At 66.7% G+C, this 11822-nt stretch carries 8 protein-coding genes; 7 read left to right on the top strand and 1 reads right to left on the bottom strand.

The window, feature by feature from the left end:
* Nucleotides 1-56 precede the first annotated feature (56 nt).
* The 7 genes from KUM49_RS17080 to KUM49_RS17050 all read left to right on the top strand — a co-directional run bounded on the left by KUM49_RS17080 (nt 57) and on the right by KUM49_RS17050 (nt 10892).
* Nucleotides 57-3956 (top strand): DNA-directed RNA polymerase subunit beta', encoded by a 3900-nt coding sequence (locus KUM49_RS17080; protein WP_217237704.1) that lies wholly within the window; start codon nt 57-59, stop codon nt 3954-3956.
* Nucleotides 3957-4091: 135 nt separating this feature from the next.
* Nucleotides 4092-4634 (top strand): DUF1707 and DUF4190 domain-containing protein, encoded by a 543-nt coding sequence (locus KUM49_RS17075; protein WP_308406648.1) that lies wholly within the window; start codon nt 4092-4094, stop codon nt 4632-4634.
* Nucleotides 4635-5012: 378 nt separating this feature from the next.
* On the top strand, nt 5013-5384 hold the full coding sequence (rpsL, locus tag KUM49_RS17070; protein WP_003948652.1) for a 30S ribosomal protein S12: 372 nt from the start codon (nt 5013-5015) through the stop codon (nt 5382-5384).
* Between the two features lie 3 nt (nt 5385-5387).
* On the top strand, nt 5388-5858 hold the full coding sequence (gene rpsG / locus KUM49_RS17065; RefSeq protein ID WP_005481264.1) for a 30S ribosomal protein S7: 471 nt from the start codon (nt 5388-5390) through the stop codon (nt 5856-5858).
* A 39-nt stretch (nt 5859-5897) separates the two neighbouring features.
* Entirely contained in the window at nt 5898-8027 is a 2130-nt protein-coding gene (gene fusA / locus KUM49_RS17060; protein WP_217237703.1) for an elongation factor G, read from the top strand.
* Nucleotides 8028-8185: 158 nt separating this feature from the next.
* On the top strand, nt 8186-9379 hold the full coding sequence (gene tuf, locus KUM49_RS17055; protein ID WP_217237702.1) for an elongation factor Tu: 1194 nt from the start codon (nt 8186-8188) through the stop codon (nt 9377-9379).
* A 292-nt stretch (nt 9380-9671) separates the two neighbouring features.
* A complete protein-coding gene (locus tag KUM49_RS17050; RefSeq protein WP_217237747.1) occupies nt 9672-10892 on the top strand; it encodes an acyltransferase in 1221 nt (406 codons plus the stop codon).
* A 3-nt stretch (nt 10893-10895) separates the two neighbouring features.
* On the opposite strand, the gene KUM49_RS17045 is transcribed toward KUM49_RS17050, so the two are convergent.
* On the bottom strand, nt 10896-11576 hold the full coding sequence (locus KUM49_RS17045; protein WP_308406646.1) for a hypothetical protein: 681 nt from the start codon (nt 11574-11576) through the stop codon (nt 10896-10898).
* Nucleotides 11577-11822: the final 246 nt, after the last annotated feature.

Raw genomic sequence — 11822 nt, 5'->3', positions numbered from 1 at the left:
CCAGGACCCCCGTATCAGACCCCATGACTTACAACCCTGAGAGGGATTGACGCATAGTGCTCGACGTCAACTTCTTCGACGAGCTCCGGATCGGTCTGGCCACCGCTGACGACATCCGTCAGTGGAGCCACGGCGAGGTCAAGAAGCCCGAGACGATCAACTACCGCACGCTCAAGCCCGAAAAGGACGGACTCTTCTGCGAGAAGATCTTCGGTCCGACCCGGGACTGGGAGTGCTACTGCGGCAAGTACAAGCGCGTCCGCTTCAAGGGCATCATCTGTGAGCGCTGTGGCGTAGAGGTCACGCGCGCCAAGGTGCGTCGTGAGCGGATGGGCCACATCGAGCTCGCCGCTCCCGTCACGCACATCTGGTACTTCAAGGGCGTTCCGTCGCGGCTGGGCTACCTGCTCGACCTCGCCCCGAAGGACCTCGAGAAGGTCATCTACTTCGCGGCGTACATGATCACGTACGTCGACGAGGAGCGCCGCACCCGCGACCTGCCCTCCCTGGAGGCGCACGTCTCCGTCGAGCGGCAGCAGGTCGAGAACCGCCGGGACTCCGACCTGGAGGCCCGCGCCAAGAAGCTCGAGACCGACCTGGCCGAGCTCGAGGCCGAGGGCGCCAAGGCCGACGTGCGCCGCAAGGTGCGCGAAGGTGCCGAGCGGGAGATGAAGCAGCTGCGCGACCGTTCGCAGCGCGAGATCGACCGTCTCGACGAGGTGTGGACCCGGTTCAAGAACCTCAAGGTCCAGGACCTCGAGGGCGACGAACTGCTCTACCGCGAGCTGCGTGACCGCTTCGGCACGTACTTCGACGGTTCGATGGGTGCCGCGGCGCTGCAGAAGCGCCTGGAGTCCTTCGACCTGGACGAAGAGGCCGAGCGGCTTCGCGAGATCATCCGTACCGGGAAGGGCCAGAAGAAGACCCGTGCGCTGAAGCGGCTGAAGGTCGTGTCTGCCTTCCTGCAGACCTCCAACAGCCCCAAGGGCATGGTCCTGGACTGCGTCCCGGTCATCCCGCCGGACCTTCGCCCGATGGTGCAGCTGGACGGTGGCCGCTTCGCGACCTCCGACCTGAACGACCTGTACCGCCGTGTGATCAACCGGAACAACCGCCTGAAGCGGCTTCTCGACCTCGGTGCGCCCGAGATCATCGTGAACAACGAGAAGCGCATGCTCCAGGAGGCCGTGGACGCCCTCTTCGACAACGGTCGTCGTGGTCGCCCGGTCACCGGTCCCGGTAACCGCCCGCTGAAGTCCCTGAGCGACATGCTCAAGGGCAAGCAGGGTCGTTTCCGTCAGAACCTGCTCGGCAAGCGTGTGGACTACTCCGCGCGTTCCGTGATCGTCGTCGGTCCGCAGCTGAAGCTGCACCAGTGCGGTCTGCCGAAGGCGATGGCGCTGGAGCTCTTCAAGCCGTTCGTGATGAAGCGCCTGGTGGACCTGAACCACGCGCAGAACATCAAGAGCGCCAAGCGCATGGTGGAGCGCGGCCGCACGGTCGTGTACGACGTCCTCGAAGAGGTCATCGCCGAGCACCCGGTTCTGCTGAACCGTGCTCCCACCCTGCACCGCCTCGGCATCCAGGCCTTCGAGCCGCAGCTGGTCGAGGGCAAGGCCATCCAGATCCACCCGCTCGTCTGCACCGCGTTCAACGCGGACTTCGACGGTGACCAGATGGCCGTGCACCTTCCGCTGTCCGCGGAGGCGCAGGCCGAGGCCCGCATCCTGATGCTGTCCTCGAACAACATCCTCAAGCCCGCCGACGGCCGTCCGGTGACGATGCCGACCCAGGACATGGTCCTCGGTCTCTTCTTCCTCACCACCGACGGCGAACTGCGTGACACCAAGGGCGAGGGCCGGTCCTTCGGCTCCACGGCCGAGGCGATCATGGCGTTCGACGCCGGCGAGCTCGCGCTGCAGTCGCCGATCGACATCCGCTTCCCGGTGGGCACCATCCCGCCGCGCGGCTGGATGCCGCCGGTGCGCGAGGAGGGCGAGCCCGAGTGGCAGCAGGGGGACACGTTCCGCCTGCGCACCACCCTGGGCCGCGCGCTCTTCAACGAGCTGCTGCCCGAGGACTACCCGTTCGTCGACTACTCGGTGGGCAAGAAGCAGCTCTCCGAGATCGTCAACGACCTCGCCGAGCGCTACCCCAAGGTCATCGTGGCGGCGACGCTCGACAACCTGAAGGCGGCCGGCTTCTTCTGGGCGACCCGCTCCGGCGTCACCGTGGCCATCTCCGACATCGTCGTTCCCGAGGCGAAGAAGGAGATCGTCAAGGGCTTCGAGGCGCTGGACGAGAAGGTCCAGAAGCAGTACGAGCGCGGTCTGATCACCAAGGAAGAGCGCACGCAGGAGCTCATCGCGATCTGGACCAAGGCGACCAACGAGGTCGCCGAGGCGATGAACGAGAACTTCCCCAAGACGAACCCCATCTTCATGATGGTTGACTCGGGTGCCCGAGGAAACATGATGCAGATGCGGCAGATCGCCGGTATGCGTGGTCTGGTGTCGAACGCGAAGAACGAGACCATCCCGCGTCCGATCAAGGCGTCCTTCCGTGAGGGCCTGTCCGTGCTGGAGTACTTCATCTCCACGCACGGTGCCCGTAAGGGTCTGGCGGACACCGCCCTGCGTACCGCCGACTCGGGTTACCTGACCCGTCGTCTGGTGGACGTCTCGCAGGACGTCATCATCCGCGAGGAGGACTGCGGCACCGAGCGCGGTCTGAAGCTGAAGATCGCCACGCGCGGCGCCGACGGTGTGCTGCGCAAGACGGAAGACGTCGAGACCAGCGTCTACGCCCGCATGCTCGCCGAGGACGTCGTCATCGACGGCAAGGTGATCGCGCCGGCCAACGTGGACCTGGGCGACGTGCTCATCGACCAGCTCGTGCACCACGGGGTCGAGGAGGTCAAGACGCGTTCGATCCTGACCTGCGAGTCCCACGTCGGTACCTGCGCGATGTGCTACGGCCGTTCGCTGGCCACCGGCAAGCTGGTCGACATCGGTGAGGCGGTCGGCATCATCGCCGCCCAGTCCATCGGTGAGCCCGGTACCCAGCTGACGATGCGTACCTTCCACACCGGTGGTGTGGCCGGTGACGACATCACCCAGGGTCTGCCCCGTGTCGTCGAGCTCTTCGAGGCTCGTACGCCCAAGGGTGTCGCCCCGATCTCCGAGGCCCAGGGCCGCGTGCGGATCGAGGAGACCGAGAAGACCAAGAAGATCGTCGTCACCCCGGACGACGGCAGTGACGAGACGGCGTTCCCGATCTCGAAGCGTGCCCGACTCCTGGTCAGCGAGGGCGAGCACGTCGAGGTGGGCCAGAAGCTCACCGTGGGTGCCACCAACCCGCACGACGTGCTGCGCATCCTGGGTCAGCGTGCCGTCCAGGTCCACCTGGTCGGCGAGGTCCAGAAGGTCTACAACTCGCAGGGTGTGTCGATCCACGACAAGCACATCGAGATCATCATCCGGCAGATGCTCCGCCGCGTGACGATCATCGAGTCCGGCGACGCCGAGCTGCTGCCCGGCGAGCTGGTCGAGCGTTCGAAGTTCGAGACCGAGAACCGTCGTGTGGTCCAGGAGGGCGGTCACCCGGCCTCCGGTCGTCCGCAGCTGATGGGTATCACCAAGGCCTCGCTGGCGACCGAGTCGTGGCTGTCGGCGGCGTCCTTCCAGGAGACGACCAGGGTTCTGACGGACGCGGCGATCAACGCCAAGTCCGACTCCCTGATCGGCCTCAAGGAGAACGTCATCATCGGTAAGCTCATCCCGGCCGGTACGGGCCTGTCCCGCTACCGCAACATCCGGGTCGAGCCGACCGAGGAGGCCAAGGCCGCGATGTACTCGGCCGTCGGCTACGACGACATCGACTACTCGCCGTTCGGCACCGGCTCCGGCCAGGCCGTTCCGCTGGAGGACTACGACTACGGTCCGTACAACCAGTAGTAGGCGCGCAGGTTGAGCCGAGGGGCGGTCACCTTCCGGGGTGGCCGCCCCTCGGCGTGTCCGGTGACGTGGTCTGTGCCGGACGTGGCGGTTCGGCGCATCATGGAGGGACCTCGGGGATCGGGGAGGTGCTCGGTGTCGAATCCGTCGTGGCAGCCCTGGCAGCCTGGACAGGGCCTTCCGCAGCCCTGGCAGGGCCACAGCGCCCCGTCCATGCTCGCCTCGCACGCCGATCGGGAGCGTGCCGTGGACGTGCTCAGAGCGGGCTATGGCGAGGGCCGGCTGGAGAAGTCCGAGTTCGACCGGCGGGTGGCGCGGGCCTACGCGGCTCGTACGGTCGGGGAGCTGGCGTTGGTGGTCGCGGACCTGCCTCAGGGGCCCGTACCGCAGCCGGCGGGTGTGCCGGCCGTGCCGGGGACGTTCGTGCCGGTGGCGCGGCCGCGGACGAACGGGAAGGCGGTCGGATCGGCGCTCTGCGGTGTGCTCTGTCTGCCCACGTTCGGGCTCACCGGTATCCCGGCGGTGGTCCTGGGGCATGCGGCGCGTGCGGAGATCCAGCGCACGGGGGAGGGCGGGGACGGGCTCGCGCTGACCGGACTGGCGCTGGGCTGGCTGTCCACCGCGGTCTGGGCCGCCGTACTGGCACTGTTGTTCGTGGTGGCCCTGGCGACCGGCTGAGTGCCCGCGGGGCGGCGTGCGCGGCTTCCGTGAGGCCGCGGTTCGAAGATCGGGAACGGCCCTCGCGGATGGTCCGGATCGTCGATTCGAAGATCACGGACGGTGCGTGAGTATGAGATGCGCCGCTTGGGTATGCGGGTGGGCCCCATTTGTTTTGACCGCAGCGAATGAGCTAGGTACGCTCAGACCTTGTGCCTGGGGTGTGCCCTGGCTCTCGTGCGTGCCTTCAACCGCACATAGGGAGCCGTCACTGGCCACCGTAATCTGCGCTCTTTCTGCCTTGCGGCGGGGGTCTGCAGTATTCGACACACCCGACCGCGTGGGTCGGAGATGTTCCAGGTTAGCTTCACCATTCGGCACACAGAAACCGGAGAAGTAGTGCCTACGATCCAGCAGCTGGTCCGGAAGGGCCGGCAGGACAAGGTCGAGAAGAACAAGACGCCCGCACTCGAGGGTTCCCCTCAGCGTCGCGGCGTCTGCACGCGTGTGTTCACGACCACCCCGAAGAAGCCGAACTCGGCCCTGCGTAAGGTCGCGCGTGTGCGTCTGACCAGCGGGATCGAGGTCACCGCTTACATTCCGGGTGAGGGACACAACCTGCAGGAGCACTCCATCGTGCTCGTGCGTGGCGGTCGTGTGAAGGACCTGCCCGGTGTTCGCTACAAGATCATCCGCGGTTCGCTCGACACCCAGGGTGTCAAGAACCGCAAGCAGGCCCGCAGCCGCTACGGCGCCAAGAAGGAGAAGTAGAAAATGCCTCGTAAGGGCCCCGCCCCGAAGCGCCCGGTCATCATCGACCCGGTCTACGGTTCTCCTCTGGTGACCTCCCTCATCAACAAGGTGCTGCTGAACGGCAAGCGCTCCACCGCCGAGCGCATCGTGTACGGCGCCATGGAGGGCCTGCGCGAGAAGACCAGCAATGACCCGGTCATCACGCTGAAGCGCGCGCTGGAGAACATCAAGCCGACCCTCGAGGTCAAGTCCCGCCGAGTCGGCGGTGCGACGTACCAGGTTCCGATCGAGGTCAAGCCCGGTCGCGCCAACACGCTCGCGCTGCGCTGGCTGGTCGGTTACTCCCGCGCCCGTCGCGAGAAGACCATGACCGAGCGTCTGCTCAACGAGCTTCTCGACGCCTCCAACGGCCTTGGTGCCGCTGTGAAGAAGCGCGAGGACACCCACAAGATGGCCGAGTCCAACAAGGCCTTCGCGCACTACCGCTGGTAGTCGCTACCCACATCGAGACCGAGAGAAGACGAAAGCCTTATGGCTACCACTTCACTTGACCTGGCCAAGGTCCGCAACATCGGGATCATGGCCCACATCGACGCGGGCAAGACGACCACCACCGAGCGGATCCTCTTCTACACCGGCGTCAGCTACAAGATCGGTGAGGTCCACGACGGCGCTGCCACCATGGACTGGATGGAGCAGGAGCAGGAGCGTGGCATCACGATCACCTCTGCTGCCACCACCTGTCACTGGCCGCTTGAGGACAACGACTACACGATCAACATCATCGACACCCCGGGCCACGTCGACTTCACGGTCGAGGTGGAGCGCTCGCTGCGCGTCCTCGACGGTGCCGTCACGGTGTTCGACGGTGTCGCCGGTGTCGAGCCGCAGTCCGAGACGGTGTGGCGTCAGGCCGACCGTTACGGCGTGCCGCGCATCTGCTTCGTGAACAAGCTGGACCGCACCGGCGCTGAGTTCCACCGTTGTGTGGACATGATCAAGGACCGGCTCGGTGCCGTTCCGATCATCATGCAGCTGCCCATCGGTGCCGAGATGGACTTCAAGGGCGTTGTGGACCTGGTCCGCATGAAGGCGCTCGTGTGGTCCGCCGAGGCGGCGAAGGGCGAGATGTACGACGTCGTCGACATCCCCGCCACGCACGCCGAGGCTGCCGAGGAGTACCGCGGCCGGCTGGTCGAGACCGTCGCGGAGAACGACGACGAGATCATGGAGCTCTTCCTGGAGGGCCAGGAGCCCACCGAGGAGCAGCTGTACGCCGCGATCCGTCGCATCACCATCGCGTCCGGCAAGTCCGACGGCGTCACGGTCACCCCGGTGTTCTGCGGTACCGCGTTCAAGAACAAGGGCGTCCAGCCCCTGCTCGACGCGGTCGTGCGCTACCTGCCGACCCCGCTCGACGTCGAGGCCATCGAAGGCCACGACGTGAAGGACCCCGAGCTGGTCGTCAAGCGCAAGCCGTCCGTGGACGAGCCGCTGTCCGCCCTCGCGTTCAAGATCATGAGCGACCCGCACCTGGGCAAGCTCACCTTCGTCCGGGTGTACTCGGGCCGCCTGGAGACCGGCACTGCCGTGCTGAACTCCGTCAAGGGCAAGAAGGAGCGCATCGGCAAGATCTACCGTATGCACGCGAACAAGCGTGAGGAGATCGAAGCGGTGGGCGCCGGCGACATCGTCGCGGTCATGGGGCTGAAGCAGACCACGACCGGTGAGACGCTCTGCGATGACAAGAACCCGGTGATCCTGGAGTCCATGGACTTCCCGGCGCCGGTCATCCAGGTCGCCATCGAGCCCAAGTCCAAGGGTGACCAGGAGAAGCTGGGTGTAGCCATCCAGCGTCTCGCGGAGGAGGACCCCTCCTTCCACGTTCACTCGGACGAGGAGACGGGCCAGACCATCCTCGGCGGTATGGGCGAGCTGCACCTCGAGGTGCTGGTCGACCGTATGAAGCGCGAGTTCAGGGTCGAGGCCAACGTCGGTAAGCCGCAGGTCGCCTACCGTGAGACGATCCGTAAGGCCGTCGAGCGCGTGGACTACACCCACAAGAAGCAGACCGGTGGTACCGGTCAGTTCGCCAAGGTGCAGATCGCGATCGAGCCCATCACCGAGGCCGACGGCCCGGCGTACGAGTTCGTGAACAAGGTCACCGGTGGCCGTATCCCGCGGGAGTACATCCCGTCGGTGGACGCCGGTGCGCAGGAGGCCATGCAGTTCGGCATCCTGGCCGGCTACGAGATGACCGGCGTGCGCGTCACGCTGATCGACGGTGGCTACCACGAGGTCGACTCCTCCGAACTCGCGTTCAAGATCGCCGGTTCGCAGGCCTTCAAGGAGGCCGCCCGCAAGGCCAGCCCCGTGCTGCTCGAGCCCATGATGGCCGTCGAGGTCACCACGCCCGAGGACTACATGGGTGAGGTCATCGGCGACATCAACTCCCGCCGTGGTCAGATCCAGGCCATGGAGGAGCGGGCCGGTGCCCGCGTCGTGAAGGGCCTCGTGCCCCTCTCGGAGATGTTCGGCTACGTCGGAGACCTCCGCAGCAAGACCTCGGGTCGCGCAAGCTACTCGATGCAGTTCGACTCCTACGCCGAGGTTCCGCGGAACGTCGCCGAGGAGATCATCGCGAAGGCCAAGGGCGAGTAACGCACCGCGTTCACACGCCGTAGGCTTGACTCCGGAGCCTCGCGGGGCATTCCGCCGCAAATGGCGGAGGGAATGCCCCGGGGATCCGGGCCATCCAGCAAAGATCACCTGGCGCCGATGAAGTAAGGCGTACCAGAACCACTCCCAGGAGGACCCCAGTGGCGAAGGCGAAGTTCGAGCGGACTAAGCCGCACGTCAACATCGGCACCATCGGTCACATCGACCACGGTAAGACGACCCTCACGGCCGCCATTACCAAGGTGCTGCACGACGCGTACCCGGACCTGAACGAGGCCTCGGCCTTCGACCAGATCGACAAGGCTCCTGAGGAGCGCCAGCGCGGTATCACGATCTCGATCGCGCACGTCGAGTACCAGACGGAGACGCGTCACTACGCCCACGTCGACTGCCCCGGTCACGCGGACTACATCAAGAACATGATCACGGGTGCGGCGCAGATGGACGGCGCCATCCTCGTTGTCGCCGCCACGGACGGCCCGATGCCGCAGACCAAGGAGCACGTGCTCCTGGCCCGCCAGGTCGGCGTTCCGTACATCGTCGTCGCCCTGAACAAGGCTGACATGGTGGACGACGAGGAGATCCTGGAGCTCGTCGAGCTCGAGGTCCGTGAGCTCCTCTCCGAGTACGAGTTCCCGGGCGACGACCTGCCGGTCGTCAAGGTCTCGGCGCTCAAGGCGCTCGAGGGCGACAAGGAGTGGGGCCAGTCGGTCCTGGACCTGATGGCCGCCGTCGACGAGGCGATCCCGACCCCCGAGCGTGACGTCGACAAGCCGTTCCTCATGCCCGTCGAGGACGTCTTCACGATCACCGGTCGCGGTACGGTCGTCACCGGCCGTATCGAGCGTGGTGTCCTGAAGGTCAACGAGACCGTTGACATCATCGGCATCAAGCAGGACAAGACCACCACCACGGTCACCGGCATCGAGATGTTCCGCAAGCTGCTCGACGAGGGCCAGGCCGGTGAGAACGTCGGTCTGCTGCTTCGTGGCATCAAGCGCGAGGACGTCGAGCGCGGCCAGGTCATCATCAAGCCGGGTTCGGTCACCCCGCACACCGAGTTCGAGGCGCAGGCGTACATCCTGTCCAAGGACGAGGGCGGCCGTCACACGCCGTTCTTCAACAACTACCGCCCGCAGTTCTACTTCCGTACGACGGACGTGACCGGCGTCGTGACCCTCCCCGAGGGCACCGAGATGGTCATGCCGGGTGACAACACCGAGATGAAGGTGGAGCTCATCCAGCCCGTCGCCATGGAAGAGGGCCTGAAGTTCGCCATCCGTGAGGGTGGCCGGACCGTGGGCGCCGGCCAGGTCACCAAGATCAACAAGTAAGTCCGTTGATCTGACCTGGTAGCTCCAGCAGCGAGCACCTGAAGGGGCCCGTACGACTTCGGTCGTACGGGCCTCTTCGCTGTCCCGAGTGCCGTGGGCGTCAAGGGCTGAGCAGGCAAGTGAAGTGTTGCCGAACGCTGTGGGACGCGTCGGCGAGGTTTCGGGCAACTCCGCGGCGCCGGTGGCACGGAATGTTCTCGTCTGTTCTCTGTGGGGTGGTTGTGGCGGTCGTAGCGTGAGCGGCGGCCGGAGTTCTTCGACTTTTCCCATGAGGACGGACTGACTGGTGCCGATGCGTGGTGCGGACGGCAGAACGACGATCCCGACGCGGGCGGCGGGCCTGGGCGGCACGCTGCAACAGCCCTTGCCCCCGCTCGCCGTGCCCACGGGGCGCTCGCCGCGGCCCGTCGGAGCGGGCCGCCGGGCTGTCGTGCGCGAGAGGGCGGGCCGCCGGCTGTACGCCATCGACGGCATCCGGCTGCTGGCCGCCCTCATGGTCGCCGTCCACCACTACGCCGGCACCCACCGCGTCGACCAGCCGGGCAACGCGATCTGGGACCGGCCGGTGTCCGACATCATGCCGACGGTGTTCCGCTTCGCCTCCTACGGCTGGATCGGCGTCGAGATCTTCTTCGTGATCAGCGGCTTCGTGATCTGCATGTCGTGCTGGGGGCGCTCCCCGCGGCAGTTCTTCGTGTCGCGGGTGATGCGGCTCTACCCCGCGTACTGGTTCGCCGTCGCCTTCACCACGGCGGTACTGGTGGCACTGCCAGGCGTCTGGGACCGCCTGCGCGCGCGGGACGTACTCCTCAACCTCACGATGCTGCAGTCCGGTTCGGGTGTCATGAACGTCGACGGCGTCTACTGGACCCTCTGGTCGGAGCTGCGGTTCTACCTGCTCTTCCTCCTCGTCGTCGCCACCGGGCTGACGTACCGGAAGGTCGTCGTCTTCTGCTGCGTCTGGGGTGCCGCCGCGATGCTCGCGCCGGTGTCCGGGCTGCCCCTGCTGGAACTGCTGGCCAACCCCGACGGTGCCTGGTACTTCATCGCCGGCCTCGCCCTCTACCTGATGCACCGCTTCGGTCAGGACCTGTTGTTGTGGGGCATCCTCGCGATGGCGTGGCTGATGGGACAGCGGGAGCTGGGCCTGAGGATCGACGAGGTGGAGCACGTCTCCGGCTGGCGGGGGAGCGTGCTGATCTTCACCGTGTTCCTGCTGGCCATGGTCGCCATCGCGCTCGGCGCGACGGACCGCGTGCGAGGGAAGTGGCTGGTAACGGCGGGTGCGTTGACGTATCCGCTGTACCTGACGCACTACGCGGCCGGTACGACGCTGATCAACCGTTTGCGGGACACGATGGACGCCCGGGTGCTGGTGTGTGTGGTGCTCGCCGGGTTCCTGGTGCTGAGCTGGCTGGTGCACCGGTTCGTGGAGCGGCCGGTGGCCGGGGTGCTGAAGCGGGGGCTGGACACGTCGTTCGCGCGGATGCGGAACGCCCGGGGACCGGCCTGAGCCTCACGCTCCGCGCTTGCGCTCCCAGGTCTGGAGGACCGCCAGAGCGTAGGCGAGCCGGACGTCCAGGCCCCGAGGGGCGAGGCGGTAGACCTCGCGGACGCCCCGGTAGTCCAGGAGCGTGCCGGCGCCGGGGGTGAGCCAGCGGGTCCGGGCCGGTTGTGAGAACGAGTGGTCGTCCGTGGTGCCGTCGAAGAAGGCGTACAGCAGAGCGAAGAGCGTGAAGAGGATCCAGGCGGGCGCGGTCACCACGTGGACGAGCCACGAGTACCAGGTGCCCTCCTTGCCCGTGACCTGCCGTGGGGTGTCGGTGAACCGCACGGACCAGCGGACGCGTCGGGGCCAGGGCAGCAGGCGGCCGGGGCGGCGGCTGATCCGCGCCAGGAGAGCGCCGTCGGGTGTGTGGACGTCGTGGGTGTCCGGAGCGGCCGGGTGGACGGAACACCACGGCCTGCCGTCCGGCCCGCCGTGGAGCCAGAAGGGCGGGGGAGTGCTGCGGCTCCGGCGTGGTGCGGAGCGCGCCGCGAAGACCCGGGCCAGCGGGGTGTCCTCGGGGCGGCGGGCGGTCGCCAGCCGGATCGTCGACGTCATCTCGGCGTCGGCCGGCAGCCCGAGTGCCTGTGCGTCGGACACCGGGACGGGGTTGTTCGCGGCGACCAGGAAGGTGTGGGGCGTGGTGCCCACGGTGTGGCCCACTGTGCTGTCCGAACCCGCCATCGCCGTCGTGCTCCCCGTGAAGTGTGGCGGTCGGCGATCTTACACAAGCCCGTAGCCACCCCAAAGGGTTTGACCTACGTCACTCGCGGGGTATTGTCTCCGGCTCGATTGGCCAGGCCCCTGCCCCATATGGCAAACTGTCGGAGTTGCTCGGTCGAGTGTTGATGCTGCGCGCCTCCCGCCGGGAGGACCGGAAGCAAGTCCCACAGTACT

It is taken from the genome of Streptomyces sp. AC555_RSS877 (assembly GCF_019049245.1).
Taxonomy (GTDB): domain Bacteria; phylum Actinomycetota; class Actinomycetes; order Streptomycetales; family Streptomycetaceae; genus Streptomyces.
Note: the sequence above shows the minus strand (reverse complement) of the source record. Positions and strands in the feature narration are given on the sequence as shown.